The organism is Nostoc sp. (genome assembly GCF_036917435.1).
Lineage (GTDB): Bacteria > Cyanobacteriota > Cyanobacteriia > Cyanobacteriales > Nostocaceae > Nostoc.
This window is the reverse complement of record NZ_JBALDM010000002.1, coordinates 45,120-65,437: the sequence shown is the minus strand read 5'-3', so window position 1 is coordinate 65,437 and position 20,318 is coordinate 45,120. Positions and strand designations below refer to the sequence as shown.

Below are 20,318 nucleotides of genomic sequence, written 5' to 3'. Positions count from 1 at the left end.
AGCCTAAACCATCCTGCCTTCAATGTTCGTAGTTTAGTCAATACTTTTCAAACATCCTTAGAACTTACGTATCAAGTACGAGACGTAGGGGCAATTCATGAATTGCCCCTACGGTAAATCAAGGCTTCCATTGCCTTTTGCGTAAGTCCTGATCCTCTCACGATTAATGGTCTAAAATTTTGATCGTCAAGATAATTTAGATGCTCTCCCCCTGGATATAAAGACAATTACACCACAACATAAAAGTAAACCTACATTAGTCGAAGGTTCAGGTACTGCCACTGTAACTCTTGTACTTGTAAGTTCTACCAAACTGACAATTGTTGTGTTAGCAAAAGAACGTTGCAGAGAACCTTGAATAGAAGCTTTAGCATATTCTTGCTGTCCTCCAAAATTATAATTGGTAACTGGATTACTGAAAGTAAAATTTCCTCCGTATTGAATTGCAATAAAATCGTCATTACCTGGGGTACTTAAATTTCCTATCAGACTAAATATGTCTAAAATACTCTGACTAGCGGTGTCGATTAATGCAAAAGATATAGCTCCAGTTGCTTTTGCACTTTCTGCTGGATAGTTATCTATTGCTGTTAGCAGGTTCAGACTAGCTGTGAAATCAAAATTAAAAGATGTACCTGCATTGACAACAAAGGTACCAATAACTTGACCATCACTTTTTGCTAGCCCTAAGTAATCACTACCTTCACCGAAGGCTTCGCTTAAAGATGAACTGAATGCCATCGGTGGATCAACTATAAACAACCCTTCTCCGTTAGCTATAGCTTGTAAAATACCATTTTTGGCAGTGACTATAGCGGTGGTATCAACGTTAGTTGTAGTCTGCAAAGGATTTTGATTTAAGTTTGTAAATGCTACTTCTGCTTGAGCCAAACCAAAAGTAGCAGCCTGGCTGGGTAGCGTTACTAATACAGAACTTGCGATCGCTGAAGTAACCAGCAGCAAAAAGTGCTTTACCACTCCTATATATTGCTTCATTTAGTTCCTTATTTGTGATTTTATTACAGTAGTTTGGTTGAAAGTCTTATTGAATTCTCTTAGTAGCAAATACTGACAAGCAACATAATTAAGCACGAGAAATTTTCCTGATGCTTTTGCTATGTATGTAGGAAATCATTGGTTCTACCCCTACATTGATACCAAAGCATTAAAATCAGGTTTTTGTATAGAGCTACTAAAAGCTTATAAATCAGTCTAGATAAGGAATGTAGGCTATAAAAAAGTTGTACCTGTTAGACTAAATCAAGGTACATATAGAGCCGTTTTTTTGCCTTGCAATTATCATAAAAACGTTTAATTGCAAACCAATCTATATCAGTAGATGCTTGACCTATCATTGAATTTAGATTGTCTTTAAACTCAAATTCTTAAGCTAAAACAGCACAAAGTGAATCTGTTTATAAGAATAATCAGCATTTTTATTGTCTATCCCATGTGTTAGAGTTTTGTTGCAAATAGATAAAGTATTCATAATAGCTTTATCTAATGATTCTTACTGACTTTGGTTACATTGTTACTTAGCTTATAAGGCTATATTTCCGACTATTGACGACAAATCCAATATAGTACAGTCTGGGTTATGCCTGTAGCCTTTTTACTGTAACTTTAAGTAATCTTTAAGTATGGATAGGAAAGCATATATATAAAAAAACATAAAAAATAAAAATACTTTTATTTTTTATGAAAGAAGTAAGTATATAAGAGTCCTAAATCATTCGTAAAAATGACATATCTCTTTTTTCTTTCTTTTCTTGGCGTTCTTCTCTAACGAGATATTCCGCGATGGCGGTTCCTTTACATATATATATTTTTCACAACTCATTTAGGATTGCTATATTTATCCAATAATTCAATATTTATCCTTAAATGAATTAATGTGTGTAGGTTAATTTGCAAAAATGTTGAATGTTAACAAATGGTTAATAAAAATAGCACGAAATATGATACTGTTGTGCGAAGAATAAAAATATGTTAATTTGATTCTGGTTATAAGTTCAGGACGCACACTATTAGATAAAATCTATTATTTACAAGTATGCGTCAAAAAATCAGTTATGCTTATTGGACTGAGAAGATGATGTTATCTTGACTACAATTTAGGCTTTTTAGAACTGCTTTAACTAAGCATGTAAACTTTTGTATCGACATTGAACACTTCTAGTTAATTTGCCAGTATATTTATTCGCGTTATGGAAATTACTGACAAACCAAAATAATAATATAGGACTTACGCATTCACAGAAAAGACCAAGTATAGATGATTGGAAAGACCAGATCAGTCGTAGAGGCAATTCATCAATTTCCCCTATGACGCGGATCTATTTACCATCAATGAATGATTAATAAAAATCTGAAATGGCGTATTTACGTTGATTCACAACATGATTGTTTTGTAAAGTGGGTAAGTCCCATGATACATAGTATGCAGCTTTTTGCTTGATGGTAAAAAAGGCTTGTTGTTTCTGGTTGGCTGTATGCTTATCATGCCTTAAATTAAATTCTGTATTATTGCCTCAAAAAAAGATTTATTTCAATCCAATAGCATATTTCTAGAGGTGAATAAGTGCTTTCTATATTTTATGGGCAAGATTTTGGTAAAGAAATTACCTCTTTTTTGGGTGAAGAAATAGCAGAAGCAGACCTAAAAAACTGCTTGGCAACGTTAGAAATAGTCGAACCATATTTAGCAAAGCAATTTTGGCAATTACAAAATGCGAGTCCAGGAGTTTATATTGTTCTGGAAGGTAAAGTTAGGTTATTAGATAGTACTGATAATTTAATTACTACCCTGACCATAGGGACAACTTTTGGTGAGGGGACATTGTTTACCAAAGAAGATTGGCAAGTTTATGCAGCTAGGGCTTCTCATGGATTAAAGCTTTGCTATGTTCAAGGAGAAATGCTGCAAGCTTTGATATACAAGTATCCTACTATTGGCGATCGCCTACTTGTTCGGGCTGAACTTTGGGATTTATTGCTGAGATATTGTGCCACTACACCACAGCATCCAGCTACTTTGCCGGCGATATTGCAAGCGTTATCTCTATTTGAACGGCACGATCTAGAAATTGGTTCCTTGCCACCAGAATTTTACGAAGATAGCCAGTTGGGAATTCTATATCGAGGAGAACTGGCAAATTTTGATGGACGTAAGCTGACGGCTACACAAATACACGTACCAAAACAAGAAGGCTGGCAAGTTACACAACCCTCAGTTGTATACCTCCTGAAAAAGGCCGATTATTCTTCAGCACTGCAACATTGGCCAGACTTGGCAGTATTCACCAACTCACAGGTAATTCCCGTCACGACTGCTCAAAAAATCCAGCCCAAACCCTTGCTTGCAGCACCAGTTAGTCGGGAACACAAAGTTGTTCCCTTTCGCACACAGTCAGGAGAAAAACAAAAACCTCAGCCAAAAAAACAACGCCATTTCTTTCCTAGTCCCAAAGTAAAAGCTAGACATTGGTGGGGACATTTAACTAAGCAATATCCTTTTTATGCTCAACAAAGCGCCTCTGATTGTGGTGCAGCTTGTCTAGTGATGATTGGTCGCTATTGGGGGAAGAATTTTAGTCTCTCGAAGTTGCGGGAACAAGTTAACGTTAACCGTGATGGTGCGTCTTTGCGTGAACTAGGAACGGTAGCCGAAACCCTCGGTTTTACTTCTCGACCGGTAAAAGCCAGTCTAGACAAATTTGCAGAACAATCTTTACCAGCGATCGCTCATTGGGAAGGCAAGCATTTTATCGTTGTTTATGAAATTAGTCCTAAAACAGTAACTATTTGCGATCCTGCCATCGGTCAACGCACTCTCAGTCACACCCAATTCCTAGCTGGCTGGACTGGTTATACCTTATTATTGCAACCTACCGTAGACCTCAAAAACGCACAAGAAGCTAACAATACTCCCTGGCAGTTTTTTGAGTTGGTGAAACCCCACTGGAAAGTATTGTTAGAGGTATTTATAGCTTCGGTGGTGCTGCAAATCTTTGGATTAGTATCACCCATATTTACCCAAATTCTACTAGACCGGGTGCTTGTCCAAGGCAGTATTGTCACCCTCAATGCTGTCATCGGCGGGATGCTAATTTTTGGTTTATTTAGTCTTTTCATTAACGGGATACGGCAATACTTACTAGCTCACACAGCCAACCGGATCTCCGTCGCTATGCTGGTTGGATTTATCAAACATACCTTTCGTTTGCCCCTATCGTACTTTGAATCCCGTTATGTAGGGGATATAGTTTCCCGTATCCAAGAAAACCATAAGATTCAAAGTTTCCTCACAGGAGAGTCTCTATCAATCCTGCTGGATTTAATGACAGTTTGTGTTTATCTGGTAGTGATGTTTTGGTACAGTTGGCGCATGGCATTAATGGCGCTCGTTACCCTACCACCATTTGTTATTCTGGTATTGGCTAGCACAAATATCTTGCGTCGGATGTCGAGGGAAATTTTTACTGCTAGCGCTCAAGAGAATAGCTACCTCATTCAAGCATTGACAGGGATTCGTTCTGTGCGTTCTATGGCCATCGAACAATCAGTGCGTTGGCGTTGGGAAGAACTCTTAAATAAAGTAGTCAAAAAAAGTTTTAGAGCTCAAATCATCAATAATCGCCTACAAATCGTCAGTGGTGCCATTAATTTATTCACAAGTACAGGTTTACTCTGGTTTGGTGCATGGCAGGTAATTAATCATGAACTCACTATTGGGCAGTTAATTGCCTTCAATATGTTGTTGGGTAATGTTATTAGTCCATTCCAACGCTTGGCAGTTGTCTGGAATCAATTACAGGAAATTATGATTTCCGTAGAACGCATTAATGATGTTTTAGGAGCAGAACCTGAAGAAGATTTACAAACTCAAGAACGCCAAAGTCTTAAGTATTTACGTGGTCATATTCGCTTTGAGAATGTTACTTTCCGCTATCATCCAGAAAGTGATAGTAATATTTTAGAAAATATTAATCTGGAAATTAAACCAGAAGAAACTGTAGCAATTGTTGGGCGTAGTGGTTCTGGGAAAACTACCCTCGCTAAACTGATTTTAGGCTTGTATCCACCAAGTGATGGCCAAATATTAATTGATGGTCAGGATATAACAACAATTGCTTTGAAAAGTTTGCGATCGCAAGTTGGTGTAGTTGACCAAGATACTTTCTTGTTTGGTGGTACTATCAAGGAAAATCTGACTATGGCGCATCCTGAAGCCACTGAACAACAAATCATCCAGGCAGGGAAATTAGCCGGAGCAGACGAATTTATTCAAAAACTACCAATGGGTTATGAAACTCAAATAGGAGAAGGCGGTGGACTACTTTCAGGGGGACAACGCCAAAGAATTGCCATCGCTAGGGCATTAATAGGAAATCCGCGCTTAATTTTATTAGATGAAGCAACCAGTCATCTGGATTCGGAATCAGAAAGAATAATTCAAAACAATTTCAAAACCATTCTCCAAGGAAGAACTAGCATTATCATTGCTCACCGTCTTTCAACAATTCGGAATGCAGACCTCATCCTCGTTTTGGATCGTGGAGTATTGCTAGAGTCTGGTAATCATGAAGAATTAATCGCCAAAAAAGGGCATTATTATTATCTCAATCAACAACAATTCAGACAAACTGGTTAAAGCCTCGGCTTCCCGACGCGATCGCTCGGCTTTAAATTATTTGAATTTTGAATTTTGAATTAATTATGCGTTCACCATCTTCCAATCCATTAGATACTCAAAAAGAAATCGATGAGGATAAAAAATATGCTCCTCTAGAAACAAAAAAAGTAGAAGAATCTTCAGACATACATTCTGCTACAGAAGAATTACTCGATGCTTTACCCCGTGTATGGACGCGTTCATTACTCTACTTACTCATTGGATTTGCCGCCGTCATCATCCCTTGGGCAATAATTAGTCGCATGGATGAAACAGGAACTGCTAGAGGTAGGATTGAACCTCAAGGAGCAACTCAAAGATTAGACTCTCAATCTGGCGGTAGTGTCAAAGCCGTGAAGGTTAAGGAAGGGGAGCTAGTCAAAGCTGGACAGATTTTGCTCGAACTTGATTCTGATCTCTTACGAACAGACTTACAACAAGCACAGACAAAATTAGAAGGGCTACAAAATCGGCGATCGCAACTATATCTACTCAAAAACCAATTGATGCTGTCAATAGGTGTGCAAGAGCAACAAAATCGATCTCAAGAATTAGAAAAAGTTGCTCAACTTAATCAAGTACAGCAAAATATTGATGCCAAAGAGAGTACTTATAACCTACAGAAGCTAGAAAAACAAGCCTTAGTTAATCAGGCGCAACAACAAATTACCAACGTTGAGAACGATCGGCAGTCCGCTCAAGGTCGTTTGAATATAGATGCTAGACAAGTCAAACGGTATAGCAAACTCGTCAGCGATGGTATAGCCTCTCAAACCCAAGTAGATCAACTCCAAAAAGAAGAACAAGAAAGCCAACGACTTTACAAAAAAGCCCAATCTGACCTCAAACAAGCAAAATTCGGCTTAACTGAAGAGCAAAATCGTTATCAGACAACCATTAATCAGTTAGAGGCTGATATTAAACAAGCAAAACTCCGACTGCAAGAAGCTCAAAGCAGCCATCAAAGCGTGGTGCAAGCAGGGAAACTGGCGGTGATGAAAAGTCAGGAACAACTCAAAGACCTGCAAACACAAATTGCTACACTTCAATCGGAAATTGCTCAAACTGTAAGCCAAATAACATCTATCAAAATTCAAATACAGCAGAGAATAGTGCGATCGCCCATTGATGGAACTATATACCAACTAAGCGTTACCAAGTCGGGATCTGTATTGCAACTTGGCCAAATGGTTGCTGAAATCGGCCCTAAAAACGCTCCATTTGTCTTGAAAGCACAAATACCTGGTCAATATAGTGGCTTCTTACAAGTGGGTATGCCAGTCAAAATCAAATTTGATGCCTATCCCTTTCAACAATACGGCATAGTCGCAGGTACAGTTAGTTGGATTTCCCCAGACTCCAAAGTGCGGCAAACAGATCAAGCCAACGTTGATACCTACCAACTCGACATCACTATACCTAAACCCTACATCCAAAATGGTGACAAGCGAATAGCCCTACGTCCTGGTCAAACAGCTAACGCCGAAGTAATTCTCCGTCAACGACGCGTAATTGATTTGATTTTAGATCCTTTCAAAAAACTACAAAAAGATAGTTTAGAGCCTTAGTTATCTCAATAACCCATAGCCTGACTTATAAATATGGAGAATTTATGTCGCAAACTTTAAGTATTACTACGAACGATATCATTCAGTACATCAAATCTTCTTGGCAAATCCCTGGTGTGCTAGAAGCGATCGCCACTCAAAAAATTATTGCAGACACTGCCAATCAAGCAGGTATCACAGTCAGCGAACAAGAAATACAACAAGAGGGAGACAGACTACGCTTTGCCAAAAAACTAGTCCGTGCCCAAGATACTTGGGACTGCCTGACAAAACATCATCTATCTCTCAATGAATTTGAAGATTTAATTACTACTACTATCCTTTCTCGTAAGTTAGCAGAACATCTTTTTAGCCATCAAGTAGAGGCTATTTTTTATCAAAACCAACTCGATTATATTGCCGCAGTCACCTATGAGGTAATTTTTGAAGATAGCGACTTAGCTTTAGAACTGTTTTACGCCATTCAACAAGGAGAAATCACCTTTCCTGAAATTGCTCGTCAATATATCCTTAATCCCGAATTGCGGCGCATAGGTGGATATCAAGGAATCCGACGACGTAGAGATTTTCGAGCAGAAATTGCTGCTGTAGTATTTGCTGCGGAACCACCACAAGTCCTTAAGCCAATTAGTACTTCTAAAGGAGTGTATTTAATTTGGGTGGAAGAAATTATTCAACCTAATTTAGATGAGGAATTACGTCAACAAATTATTAATAATTTATTCGCAGGTTGGTTACAACATCAAGTTCAAAAAAGCGAAATTCATACTCAGCTAATAGACCTAGAGAATGTTAGATCATCTGTATCTCCAGAACTGGTGAAACAGGCTTGAAGAACAATTCAGACTCCTGAATGGGCTAAACGCCCCGCTACCGCTAACACGAGTCAGAATTAATGGGGGTTTTAAACCCGTTTAGGAACTTCCAATAAATAAATTATCCAATCTTCTGGGGTGGGCCGAAAAGCCATTGGTGTCAACTTAAGCTCAAAGCTTTGTCCCACAGCCGTTTTACCCCCCTTAATCCCCCCTTGTAAAGGGGGGAAATGATATTTCCAGTTCCCTCCCCTTTATAAGGGGAGGGTTAGGGTGGGGTAACGCGGATGGTGATGGTAAGTGAGTGAACTCAATATTCAGTTTTCACAAGGGTTTCACGTTAAGTTGACACCAATGGCAAGATGCCCACCCCACAAGAAGTAAGTGGGCGTAAATAATTAAAGGTTTGTAGTAAGGGCTAAAGCCCTTACTGCGAGCCAATTTAATTAGTTTTATATTGCGTAACATAGTTTGATTTATTCTTGCCCACCTACTTAGTTGAGTATTTTTTATTTGGAAGTCCCTTATTCTGATGCCACTTAGTACAGAATTCAGCATGAATTCTGTTTTAACAAATAGTCAAATTTCTAGCTAATACAGGGAAAAATTAGCTAATTTTTGCTGCGTATATAAACTATTTGAAATAATTATTTTAGCTAATTAATAGATTAATTATAGTTATATAAAACTACCATATATGTTTTTTATAGATATCTCAAAAGATGGATGAAAAACGTTGAAAACAGGCTTGCATTTTCATGTACTTACGTATATAGTTAGTCCAGCAAGCAAAAGAACAAATTGCTTACGAAATAAATGTCTTTGTCAATAGCTATTTGGAGAACATCATGATTATTTCAGACTTAAGTGTTTTAGAAACAGTTGAAGAATCCGCTAATATCCAAGGTGGCGATTCACCCTTCCTCAGCGCGCCTTTGGCTGCTTTATTTCCGCAAGTTGCACTATTTCCAAATAATAATGCTGGTGCTTCTGCTTCTGCTAATGTTATCAATCCTTTCGCACAGGGTGGCGCATTGACTGGAGTTGCTGTAACTAATGTTCAAGCCCTAACATCGGCAACTGTAGTTTTCGGTGTTAGCAGTAGTGCAGCGAGCTTGTCTGTAGCTTCCGCAGCTTTTGTGCCAGGGCCAGGAAATATTCCTCTTTTAGTCCCAACAGCACCGTTTCTTCCCTAATTATTCATAAATTAGGAATTCCATAAAGTTTGGTTTAATAGAGACGTTGCAAGCAACGTCCCTAGATATCAAAAATTCCCACATTTAGCATTAAGTGGCATACTCCCGGCGCTGTCTCATTAAGACAGCGCAGGCTTCTCAAATAACAGGGGAAACCGAGATATACACACTTTTTTAGAACCTGAGTTAATTAAATATTTTTATTTTTTAGGCTTAACTGAGCAGTATTGACTCTCACCGTGTTCTGTATGTTGACGAAACTATAGGACTTCTATTTTATTTCTGAAATACATAACATATAGGATCTGTTAAACGATGGCATTTACGACAAATCAATTATTTAAGTTATCTCTCAAATATTTATCAGCAATCACAGCGATAATAACGTTTCTACCATTACCAGTTAAAGCAGCTACATTTTTAGTAAATGATCGCGGTGCTTTAGGAGGTAATGATGAACTTGATTGGGGAAGTTTAGGTAAAGTCTTCAATCCCTCGGCTCCCAACTTTTCTGTTTTTTTACCTAACTCTTTTTCAGCAACATCTCAAGGTGGTTTAGGGTTAGATATAAATATAGCTCCAACCAATAATCCTCGGGTTACTCCACCGTTTGTTTTTCAAACTTTACCTTCCCCTGGGATTCGGAGTAACTTCGCTCCAGGAGATTTTATTCTCTTTGGAGGTATAGATCCAACAGGCTTTATCCCTCTTCCTCCTGGTACTCCTGATCCTGGTACTCAAGGGAATGGTGAGCCTTTGACGATTAGTTTTGCCCAGCCTGTTTTTGGTGCGGGGACTCAGATAGCTATAGACACTAGTAAATTGCAAGTTGAAACTTCTATCACCGCTTTTGATAACGCCAATAACCTGTTGGGTACTTTCACAGTTCCAAATATTTCGTCCTTAGCATTAGATAATTCGGCAGTTTTCTTGGGCATTCGTAGTGACACTGCAAACATTTCACGACTCGTTTTTAGCAGTTCTGCTCCCCAATTCGGCTTGGCTATTAATCGGGTAAGCATTATTGAAGTTCCCGAATCAACTTATACCTTGGCAATACTAGCTTTTGGTGTTTCAGTTGCTGTTTTGAAACGACGACAATACACTTGATATTCCCACGGGGTCTAAATAGCTTTCATTTAATAAGTTAGAGGTTTCGGACATACTCAAACTTATCTAAGTACATAATTTTTATCGAACAGAATTCATGAGTCAGGAGCCAGAATGGGCTAAACCTTAGCTATCCGCTAACAGAATGAATTCTGACCGAAAAAGCGGAAAGCGAGTCTGCGTTCGCGCTAGCGTCTCGTAGAGAGCGTCTTGATTCTGACTCCTGAATTCTGACTTCTGAATTCTTCTTCAACTTTTACTAAATTTAATTCAATGTTACACAAAGAATTAGAAAAAATCATAGACGCTAAGATCCAAAAAGCTATAAGAAAGCATGAGATCGTAGTTGCTTTCATGAGTGGTATTATTGGCTTGATTTTTATAGTCGGTTTGTTCCACGCTATTTTGCTCAACCAGTTTCAAATTCAAATACTTTCCTTGAAATGATTACTGGTTGCGTTTAATAGATTTTGATGAGCAAGTGTTTCCTGATGTGCATAAAATTAATCCAAGTTACACATATTTTGCCTATCAGAGCGAGTTGCATTTATGGAGAGTAAAAATAATGACAGAGCTATATTCGTCTTATTTTTGACTGTATTTATAGACTTGCTAGGCTTCGGAATTATTTTGCCGATACTGCCTTTGTATGCTGAACAATTCGGCGCAAAACCTAATGAAGCGACTCTACTTGTAGCTGTTTATTCTTTAATGCAGTTCTTGTTTGCACCATTATGGGGTAGTTTTAGCGATCGCTACGGTCGTCGTCCGATTTTATTGTTGACTTTATTAGGTTCTGTAATAGCATACATAGGGTTAGGCTTTGCCAACTCATTATGGATTTTGTTTATTGCTCGTAGTCTTGCTGGGATTATGTCAGGGAATATTTCTACTGCTCAGGCGTACATAGCAGATATTACCACACCACTGAATCGCGCTCGTGGTATGGGCATAATCGGAGCAGCTTTTGGTCTTGGCTTCATTCTCGGCCCAGCGATTGGAGGTCTTTTGATCGGATCTGATCCGAACAACGCTAACTTTCATCTACCGTCGTTGTTCGCAGCCGGATTATCTTTATTGGCATTTCTTTGTGGTTTGATGTTACTTCCAGAATCTCTAAATTCTGAAACTAAAGCCAAAATGCAAGCTCATCGCTACCGTCAGCGACAGCTAAACTTGCTGCAACTGTCACAGCGTCCACAATTTTTGATGCTTGTTGGCATCTACTTTTTAGTTACCTTTGCTGTTGCAGCTATGGACTCTACATTGGCCTTATGGTCTAAACAGCAATTAAATTGGGGACCTCAACAAGTTAGTTATCTTTTTGCCTTCATGGGGATTGTTAGCACAATCATTCAAGGAGGACTTATCGGATTCCTCAAGAAACACTTTGGTGAAATAAAGTTACTTATCTTAGGGATATTAGGGTTAGGTTTAGGATTACTACTAATTGGATTCTCACAAAGCTTAGTTTTATTGTTGGTCGCTACCACCCTGATGGCATGGGGAATTAGTGTCACCCAACCAATATTAAACAGCCTGATTTCTCAGATGACACCCGCAGAAGAACAAGGACAAATATTAGGAATTTCCAGTTCTTGCTCTGCGTTAGCCCGCATTGGTGGGCCAACATGGGCAGGGATTAGTTTTATGAAATTTGGGAGTTCTGCTCCTTTCTTGAGTGGATTTTTAGTAATGCTAGTAGCTTTGACTCTTAGTTTCCGAGTGACTAAAAGCGCATCTGAATCAAAAACCGAACGTGTAGCCTGAAAATACTGGTTTCGTAGTTAATCTTTCTTCCGTTTATAGGACAATACGCTTTTTTCCTTTACGTCTTAAATTACGAATTACGAATTACGAATTACGAATTAATATGACCGGTCGCCGAGTATTATTTTTAGGCATTATTGTCAGCATCCTCCTAACCTACGCAATTTGGATTGGTGGGAGCATTCCTGCAAGTATCATTAAACTTCCTGACCAAGGAATGAACTGGTACTACTGGAAGCTTCCCAACCCGACGTTTTGGAGTCGAGCGACAGCTTGGGGCATGTACCTTGGGCATCAGTTTAGCATCTGGGCATGTATTTTGTGGGCGCAGCGATCGCAGTTGAAATACAAATCAGCGTTGCACCCGATAAATTACCTCATGCTTGCTATCAATGGTGCATTCATTGCTTTACACTTTCTCCAGACCTATATTTGGTACGATGCTCTAGCTCAAGATACTTCAATTTGGGCTTCTCAAGGTGCAGTTGTACTCCTACTGGTGTTCGTACTGATTTTAGAAACACCCCGACGCGGTTTATTTTTTGGCAATTCTGTTCCATTCCATCAACAGTTTTTGCAAATTATCAAGCTGTACCACGGCTATTTTTTCTCCTTCGCCGCTATCTACACCTTTTGGTATCATCCAATGGAAGCGACTGTGGGGCACTTAATTGGTTTTCTCTATATGTTCTTGCTTCTGCTCCAATCGTCGTTGATCTTTAACCGCACCCATGTAAATCGGTGGTGGACATTCGCTTTAGAAATAACAGTGGTTTTACATAGTGTCGTTGTATCACTAATGCTCGGACAAAGCAAGTGGCCAACATTTCTCTTTGGTTTTCTTGGTATTTTAGTACTTACCCAACTCCACGGGCTATCTCTAGATATCTTGACTAAACGTACTATTTATGGAGCCTTTTTAGTGAGTGTACTAGCCGTTTATGCACTGACTGAACGCGGCTTGGGCAGAATTTACGAAATAACCTATATTCCTCTGATTGAGTTTGGACTAGTTGGTATAATTTACTTAATCTTCCTGCTCATCTTATGGACGATTTCTCGTTTACCTGTGAAGACATAATATAATCTCCCTCAAGATAACCATAGGTTTGTAGTAAGGACTTTAGTCCTTTCACGAGACGCTACGCAAAGCAAATCAGGACTGAAGTCCTGACTACGAAAATTTCTCAAGTACGGCTGATTAGCCGGACATACTATAAATAAGCATTGAAAAATTTATAATTTTACTCACCTGTACTAAAGGTTTTTTGCTGTTGATAACGCTGTTTAAACTGCTGTTGCTGTATTTTATGATCCACAATTGGATCGGGATATTCAACAGCATGACGTTCTAAAGGTGGAATTTTACCAGTAACTAAATATTCGGTATCTACAGAACGCAATTCTGATACCCATTGCCGAATATATTCCCCATCTGGATCAAATTTTTGTGTTTGACTAGCTGGGTTAAAAATCCGCACAGGTTTAGGATCCATTCCACTAGAAGCACTCCATTGCCAACCGCCATTATTAGCAGATAAATCACCGTCAATAAGCTTCTGCATAAAGTATTTTTCTCCCAATTGGGGATTAATTAGCAAGTCTTTGGTGAGGAAACTTGCAACAATCATTCGACAACGGTTGTGCATCCAGCCGCTTTCATTCAATTGGCGCATGGCTGCATCTACAATGGGGTAGCCAGTTCTGCCTTCACACCAAGCTTGGAAATGTTCTTCATTTGTTTCCCAAGGAAAATTCTTAAAGATGTCGCGGAAAGCACCATCAGCTAATTCGGGGAAGTTATACATTGCATGTTGATAAAATTCCCGCCAAGCTAACTCCTGTTGCCATGTGCGGATATTAACTGCTGTTTCTTCACTGCGGCTGTTTTCTAACGCTTCTATGGTGGCTTGCCAAACAGTACGAATGCCAATTACGCCAAATTTTAAAGCTGCACTCAGTTGTGATGTGCCTTCAACTGCGGGAAAATTTCTCTGTTCTTGGTATTCATTAATAGCTTTATAAGTAAATTCTTCTAATCGTTCTTGTGCCGCCGCTTCTCCGGGTGCAATAATCAATTCTTCATCCCAAATAAACCCTAAATCTTTTGCTGAAGGTAATGCGATCGCTCCTGTAAGTTTTGCAATTTCTTGTTCAGTTTCTGTTAACCCCTCAACATTTTGCAGTGTTTCTACTGGTTTTGCTTTCGGTTTGGTAATCCAATTCTTCCAGAAGGGGGTGTAAACTGTGTAGGGACTATTACCACCCGTGCGGATCTCATCTGGGGAGTTGAGGATTTGATCCCAGTTTTGGTTAAGAAACTCAATGCCTTTTTCTTTGAGAGAATTTATAACGGTGCGATCGCGTTCTTGGGAATAAGGTTCTACATCCCAATTCCAAAAAACAGCTTTGGCATTTATTGCTTCTGCTAAAGCTGGTATGGCTTGCACAGGATCGGCATGGAGTATTAATAACTGGCTACCAGCTTGAGTATATCGCTCTTGGAGTTTCTGCAAACATCCAATCATATAAGTTACTCTCACAGGAGCAATATCATCCCGTTCTAGAATATTCGGATCAAGGCAAAACACGCCCACCACCTTTTGACTCCGCCGTTTTGCCGCAGCCAGTCCCGTATTGTCAGAAATGCGTAAATCGCGCCGATGCCAAAACAAAATTAAGTCAGACATTCTATACTATATATAGTTCACCCGTACTAGCTTAGATGCTAGTGGTACTAATGAACATCATTCTGGGGATAAATTTATTCTGTTAATTGGGGATTGGGGATTGGGCATTGGGAATTGGGAATTGGGAATTGGGAATTGGGAATTGGGAAAAGATTTACTGCAACTTCCCTCATCTCGCTTATCCTCCCATGCCCCATGCCCAATGCCCCATGCCCAATCCCCGGTTTCTCAGTCGGAATAGTGTTTTTTCTTTTAAAGATAGAGTATACTCTTCTTAACAGTTAATTAGTCTTTTTGTCATGGCTAACCTACTACTTGACGACGGTACGATTGAGAGCGATTTAGGCGAAATAGCTCGTGAACTTGAGCCTCTTGGCATTCAACTCAGACATTACGCTCCAGGAACATCGCTACTCTTCCCCAATCTGTTAGACCAGGACGTTTTAACTGAAGCTGAGAAACGTTATTATGTAGAACTCCATAACAGTGTCTTTGAATTTCTTCAGCACGAAAATGGCGCTATCTGGTGTGACTTGCTAAATGTGCATCCAGGTTCCTTCAATCTTCACCACCTAATCGCAACCTACGGCCGTTACCATACTCATCCTGCGGCTGAACCTCTCTACGTATTGGCAGGAGAAATGATTTATGGCTTCGTGCGTCCTGATGGCAGTCAGGTACAGCTTTTAGTTCAGGCACAAGACTATCTATACATCCCCGCCGATGTTGAGCATTGGTGCAGTCCAACTGCGTCGTTGAATTTTAAAGGGATACGGTATTTTGCCATCGCAGAAGGTTGGGTTCCAAATTATACGGGTACTCAAGTTAGTGATTCGCTCAATAAGCCGCGTTAAAGCTTAATTTTATATGGGCGTAGTCCGCCGTAGCGATCGCAAGCTGACAACTTCACTCGACTTCTTCACAGAGAATTAACAGCATTTCCATTTCTTTTGCTAGAGAAATCAACTCTGTCCAAGAGGAGCCACTAACTAGATTTTGGGCGTGAGCTAATCGGTTTCGCAACTGTTCGGCAGACTTGAGGAAGCGTTCACCAAACCGTTTGGATTTTAATCCCAGTTGCTGGAGAAGTTCTGGCTGATTTAAAATCAACTCGCGTTTATCACAGAATTGCAGATAATCTAATAAATCTGTAGCTTCGTTTCTTTCTTGACTCTCTCGCCATAACCGTTGAGCAACTTCTAAGCGTTCAGGTTTGAGGATTTTTTGCCAAGAATCTTGAGGATAGTAAATTCGCACCAGCCGCAGCAAATTCATTTCTAGCAGCGTTACTAAGCCAAACAACAGCATTCGTGCGGGTGCTTTCTGCAAGTCGCCACAGGTAACAATACCACTTACTTGATTGCAGTCCAAGACAAACAATCGCGGAGTTTGTTGCAAAATGGGTAGCAACTTCATCAATGGGGTGGAAATGGCTATTAGTTCTTTGGGATGGAAGACTCGTTGATAGTCACCACATTTGCCTTCTTTACCTTGAATCAAGCTAGAGCGTTCTACATAACCACTAATAATATCTCCCGTCTCAACGCCGATAACATCAAAATTTTGTGCTTGCATCCAATGCAGCACTTCTGTCATCTCCGCATCGGCTGGCATAGCTTTGAGGGGTTCTGCTACGTATTCAATAGTGATATTGTTTTCAAATAAACTCCGCAGGTCTTGAGAACGCGATTTTAGATGTTTCATCCCCCGGCTGTGAACTCTCGTTAAATCATCCTACGGCACTCATGCGATGTCTGCGACGGGCTACGCCTACGCTAGTCGAATTTTCTGCCAGATTCCGCCTACAATCACTATTTCAACAAATACCATAGACTACTATCATACTATCTTAGTTGTTATAAAGACAGTGACAGTTGAACATTCTCAACCAACAAAATATTTTGCAACTATAAAAAAATAAATATTTATGTAGTTATTTGTGTAAGATTAGTTGATTAATTTTGCTAAAAACACAGACAATTCTCGCAAAAAAAATGTTATTACTAAAACGACATACCGAATTGATACTTGGTAGAATTTCAGCAAGATAACCAAAATTGATAATAATATTATTATGCCAAGAAAAGAACAAGGATGGGTTACATTTCAAACCTCAGAGGACGAGCGGAAAATTCTAGAAGAGTTCTGCGAACATTCTCAACGCACCAAGACTGAGATTTTGCGGGAACTCGTGCGTAGTCTCAATCAGCACTCGCCAGCAACAGTATCACCACCAAATCAGCAGGAAAAACAGGAAGATATCTACTACACTCAAAAGCCTGACATAGAAAGTACTCTTCAAAAGAAATCACTAAAAGTTAGCTCTCGTAATATTCTTAAAGGTATTGTTAAACGAGTTGTTTATGGAGCAGTTAATAGTGAGGTAACTTTGGAAATTATTCATAAAGTAGAATTAACCTCGATTATCACCAGAGCTTCCGCAGAAGAATTAGAACTATCTGAAGGAAAAGAAGCTTATGCAGTCATTAAGTCTAACGATATTGTTATTGGTAGAGAATAGAAATATTTTATTTTAGCGATCTTCCATCAATTTCTTCAAGAAACGATAATAATCTTTGCTAAAAAAGACTTTCAAGCAGAACAGATGATTCTTAGAGGTTGTTTGAAAAGTTGTTTGCTGTAATTTTAATCACATTATTACCCCCCTTAATCCCCCCTTGTAAAGGGGGGAAACAAGAAAAATCCGGTTCCCTCCCCTTTATAAGGGGAGGGTTAGGGTGGGGTAAAAATATTTGATACATCAATCATGACTTTTCAAAGAGCCTCTTAGTATAATCTTTTTTTTGCTTGCAACCATACAAGACCTCATACCAAAATTTGTAATTGGATTTTGCGTAGGCGTAGCCCTTAATTTGGTATTTGCGATCGCTCTCTTTATATCTATCTAGAGATATAGAGCCTCGTTAAAAAAGGAACATAACACGGAGATATGGAAGAGAACATGGAAATTTATCTTTGCATCTCACAATCTCTGCATCTTTTTGAACAGAGTTCTGTGCATTAAAGTTTTCTCGTTTCCAGTGGTGTTAAGGCTTTGAGTACGGTAAACCGTATTTGCTTGTTAGTTCCCAAAGATTAATTTAATTGTTAAGTTTAGTTACATAAATAAAAAATGCTGCAACATTGATAAACAGGAGAAATTATGAAAATAGGTAGTATCCTTAAGGATCAAGACAAATTGAACAACTTTACAATGCAAGCTGAATATTGCATGACACAAGTCAAGCTCTCTCAGAAATAAAACTTATTTAACAACATTGTTTAACATTGCGATGAAAGCTACAGATCAATTGGTGCATTTTTTAGAAGAAGACTTGGGTATTTCTGATGGAGCAATTTCTCTCGCTTTGCGCCATTGTGAGCAAACTCCCAACTTCCTGGCTATGACCCTATGGCAGTATGGACTGGTAACACTGGATCAGTTAGCCCAAATTTTTGATTGGTTAGAAACAGTACAAGCTGCTTCAACTCTTTAGACTGGAAATATCTAATTTTTCCATAAAGTCACATTCTCAACAGTTTCTAAGGATTGGTAATAAAATCTATGGCAATTAAAGAACAACCTAAATCACCTCGGTTTCGGATCGTAGCTAATATATTACTGGCAGTATCAGGGCTATTCCTGCTCTTAAATTTATTTTTGCCTGGTTTATTTGCTTCTGGTCCTACTGGTGTTCCTTACAGCTTGTTTATTCATCAAGTACAAGAAGGAGAAGTCAATCGCGTTTCTGTTGGTCAAAACCAGATTCTCTACGAACTAAAAACAGAAAATGCCGAGCCGGGACAGGTGTTTGCAACTACACCAATCTTTGATTTAGAGTTACCCAAACTGCTAGAACAAAAGGGAGTTGAGTTTGCTGCTACTCCTCCACCCAAAAATACTTGGATTACAACCCTTTTAAGTTGGGTGATTCCACCACTGATTTTTATTGGCATTTGGCAGTTCTTTCTTGCCCGTGGTGGTGGCGGTGGCCCCCAAGGTGCGCTTTCCATTGGTAAGAGCAAAGCTAAGGTTTATGTTGAAGGCGAATCAGCTAAAATTACCTTTGCAGATGTGGCTGGGGTAGAAGAAGCGAAAACTGAGTTAGTGGAAATTGTGGATTTTCTCAAGACTCCAGGACGCTTTACACAAATTGGCGCGAGGATTCCCAAAGGTGTGTTGTTAGTTGGCCCTCCGGGTACTGGTAAGACACTTTTAGCAAAAGCCGTAGCAGGAGAAGCAGGTGTTCCATTCTTCAGCATCTCTGGTTCCGAATTTGTGGAATTGTTTGTCGGTGTCGGTTCTTCTAGAGTGCGGGATTTGTTTGAGCAGGCAAAGAAACAGGCTCCTTGTATTATATTCATTGATGAATTAGATGCGATCGGTAAATCTCGTAGTAGTAACGGCTTCTACGGTGGTAACGATGAGCGAGAACAGACCCTCAACCAGTTACTAACAGAGATGGACGGGTTTGCGGCTGGCGATGCAACGGTGATTGTCTTAGCTGCTACCAACCGCCCCGAAAGCCTTGATTCTGCATTGCTGCGTCCAGGTCGCTTTGACCGCCAAGTTTTGGTAGACCGTCCCGATTTATCTGGTCGGGAAGCGATTCTCAAGATTCACGCTCAAAAGGTAAAATTAGGAGATGATGTAAACTTAAAAGCGATCGCTACTCGGACTCCTGGTTTTGCTGGTGCAGATTTGGCAAACTTGGTCAACGAAGCCGCATTATTGGCAGCGCGTAATCTGCGTCAAAGTGTTGCTCAAGAAGACTTTGCCGAAGCAATTGAGCGGGTAGTCGCAGGTTTAGAGAAGAAGAGTCGCGTTATGAACGAGACTGAGAAAAAGATTGTTGCATACCATGAAGTTGGTCACGCAATGGTCGGGGCATTAACGACAGGAAACGGTCGCGTAGAAAAGATTTCGATTATTCCCCGTGGGATGGCTGCTTTGGGCTACACTCTGCAATTACCAACTGAAGACCGCTTTTTGATGAATGAAGAAGAATTGCGGGGTCAAATTGCAACTCTGTTAGGTGGACGTTCTGCTGAAGAGGTTGTGTTTAACAGTATTACAACAGGTGCTTCCAACGATTTACAACGAGCAACTGACTTGGCAGAACGGATGGTAACATCTTATGGTATGAGCAAAGTCTTAGGGCCATTGGCTTACCAACAAGGACAACAATCAATGTTTTTGGGTAATGGTGGGGGTAATCCTCGCCGGGCGGTGAGTGAAGACACATCTAAAGCCATTGATAGCGAAGTCAAGGAAATTGTGGAAACAGCCCACGAACAAGCCCTAGAGATTCTCAGACAGAATCGAGACTTGCTAGAAGCGATCGCTACACAACTCTTAGAAACAGAAGTCATTGAAGGCGAAAAACTGTACGATTTGCTAAGTCAGGTTAAACCTGTAGCTAAGACAACTGCTGATTCTGTCGCATCTTAGAACGCCATAATTTTAAACGCAAAGGAACGCAGAGGTTTAACGC

General features: G+C 39.7%; 15 protein-coding genes. 12 read left to right on the top strand and 3 right to left on the bottom strand.

The genetic code is table 11. The features are described from left to right. Positions 1–186: 186 nt before the first annotated feature. Complete coding sequence (locus tag V7K98_RS01605) at positions 187–996, bottom strand: hypothetical protein (RefSeq protein ID WP_335018950.1); 810 nt, start codon at positions 994–996, stop codon at positions 187–189. Positions 997–2,581: 1,585 nt separating this feature from the next. Here V7K98_RS01605 and V7K98_RS01600 point away from each other — a divergent pair. From V7K98_RS01600 to V7K98_RS01570, 7 genes are all read left to right on the top strand, one after another. Next, a complete protein-coding gene (locus V7K98_RS01600; RefSeq protein WP_335018948.1) occupies positions 2,582–5,653 on the top strand; it encodes a peptidase domain-containing ABC transporter in 3,072 nt (1,023 codons plus the stop codon). Between the two features lie 65 nt (positions 5,654–5,718). After that, a complete protein-coding gene (locus tag V7K98_RS01595) occupies positions 5,719–7,242 on the top strand; it encodes an HlyD family efflux transporter periplasmic adaptor subunit (RefSeq protein ID WP_335018946.1) in 1,524 nt (507 codons plus the stop codon). A 44-nt stretch (positions 7,243–7,286) separates the two neighbouring features. Further along, positions 7,287–8,075, top strand: a complete 789-nt coding sequence (locus V7K98_RS01590) for a peptidylprolyl isomerase (protein ID WP_335018944.1) — start codon at positions 7,287–7,289, stop codon at positions 8,073–8,075. An 830-nt stretch (positions 8,076–8,905) separates the two neighbouring features. Continuing rightward, complete coding sequence (locus tag V7K98_RS01585) at positions 8,906–9,253, top strand: hypothetical protein (protein WP_335018942.1); 348 nt, start codon at positions 8,906–8,908, stop codon at positions 9,251–9,253. A gap of 315 nt (positions 9,254–9,568) precedes the next feature. Then, positions 9,569–10,363 (top strand): hypothetical protein, encoded by a 795-nt coding sequence (locus V7K98_RS01580; RefSeq protein ID WP_335018940.1) that lies wholly within the window; start codon positions 9,569–9,571, stop codon positions 10,361–10,363. 549 nt (positions 10,364–10,912) lie between these two features. Beyond that, positions 10,913–12,133 carry an MFS transporter gene (locus tag V7K98_RS01575; protein ID WP_335018937.1) on the top strand — a complete coding sequence of 407 codons (1,221 nt, stop codon included), beginning with the start codon at positions 10,913–10,915 and terminating at the stop codon, positions 12,131–12,133. 103 nt (positions 12,134–12,236) lie between these two features. Then, complete coding sequence (locus tag V7K98_RS01570; protein WP_335018935.1) at positions 12,237–13,214, top strand: hypothetical protein; 978 nt, start codon at positions 12,237–12,239, stop codon at positions 13,212–13,214. A 163-nt stretch (positions 13,215–13,377) separates the two neighbouring features. Here the strand turns inward: V7K98_RS01570 and V7K98_RS01565 are convergent, their stop codons facing one another. Further along, positions 13,378–14,823 carry a deoxyribodipyrimidine photo-lyase, 8-HDF type gene (locus tag V7K98_RS01565; protein ID WP_335018933.1) on the bottom strand — a complete coding sequence of 482 codons (1,446 nt, stop codon included), beginning with the start codon at positions 14,821–14,823 and terminating at the stop codon, positions 13,378–13,380. Positions 14,824–14,923: 100 nt separating this feature from the next. Between V7K98_RS01565 and V7K98_RS01560 the strand changes: the two genes are divergently transcribed. Together V7K98_RS01560 and V7K98_RS01555 are read left to right on the top strand one after the other, a co-directional pair. Beyond that, positions 14,924–15,064 (top strand): hypothetical protein, encoded by a 141-nt coding sequence (locus tag V7K98_RS01560; RefSeq protein ID WP_335018931.1) that lies wholly within the window; start codon positions 14,924–14,926, stop codon positions 15,062–15,064. 58 nt (positions 15,065–15,122) lie between these two features. Further along, on the top strand, positions 15,123–15,677 hold the full coding sequence (locus V7K98_RS01555) for an acireductone dioxygenase (protein ID WP_335018929.1): 555 nt from the start codon (positions 15,123–15,125) through the stop codon (positions 15,675–15,677). 52 nt (positions 15,678–15,729) lie between these two features. Here the strand turns inward: V7K98_RS01555 and V7K98_RS01550 are convergent, their stop codons facing one another. Then, positions 15,730–16,527, bottom strand: coding sequence for a hypothetical protein (locus V7K98_RS01550; protein ID WP_335018927.1), 798 nt, complete (start codon positions 16,525–16,527; stop codon positions 15,730–15,732). 370 nt (positions 16,528–16,897) lie between these two features. Between V7K98_RS01550 and V7K98_RS01545 the strand changes: the two genes are divergently transcribed. The 3 genes from V7K98_RS01545 to ftsH4 all read left to right on the top strand — a co-directional run bounded on the left by V7K98_RS01545 (position 16,898) and on the right by ftsH4 (position 20,275). Continuing rightward, positions 16,898–17,344 (top strand): TOBE domain-containing protein, encoded by a 447-nt coding sequence (locus tag V7K98_RS01545; RefSeq protein WP_335018925.1) that lies wholly within the window; start codon positions 16,898–16,900, stop codon positions 17,342–17,344. 772 nt (positions 17,345–18,116) lie between these two features. Beyond that, positions 18,117–18,320, top strand: coding sequence for a DUF2949 domain-containing protein (locus V7K98_RS01540; protein WP_335018923.1), 204 nt, complete (start codon positions 18,117–18,119; stop codon positions 18,318–18,320). A gap of 68 nt (positions 18,321–18,388) precedes the next feature. Further along, on the top strand, positions 18,389–20,275 hold the full coding sequence (gene ftsH4, locus V7K98_RS01535) for an ATP-dependent zinc metalloprotease FtsH4 (protein WP_335018921.1): 1,887 nt from the start codon (positions 18,389–18,391) through the stop codon (positions 20,273–20,275). The last annotated feature ends 43 nt before the right edge of the window (positions 20,276–20,318 follow it).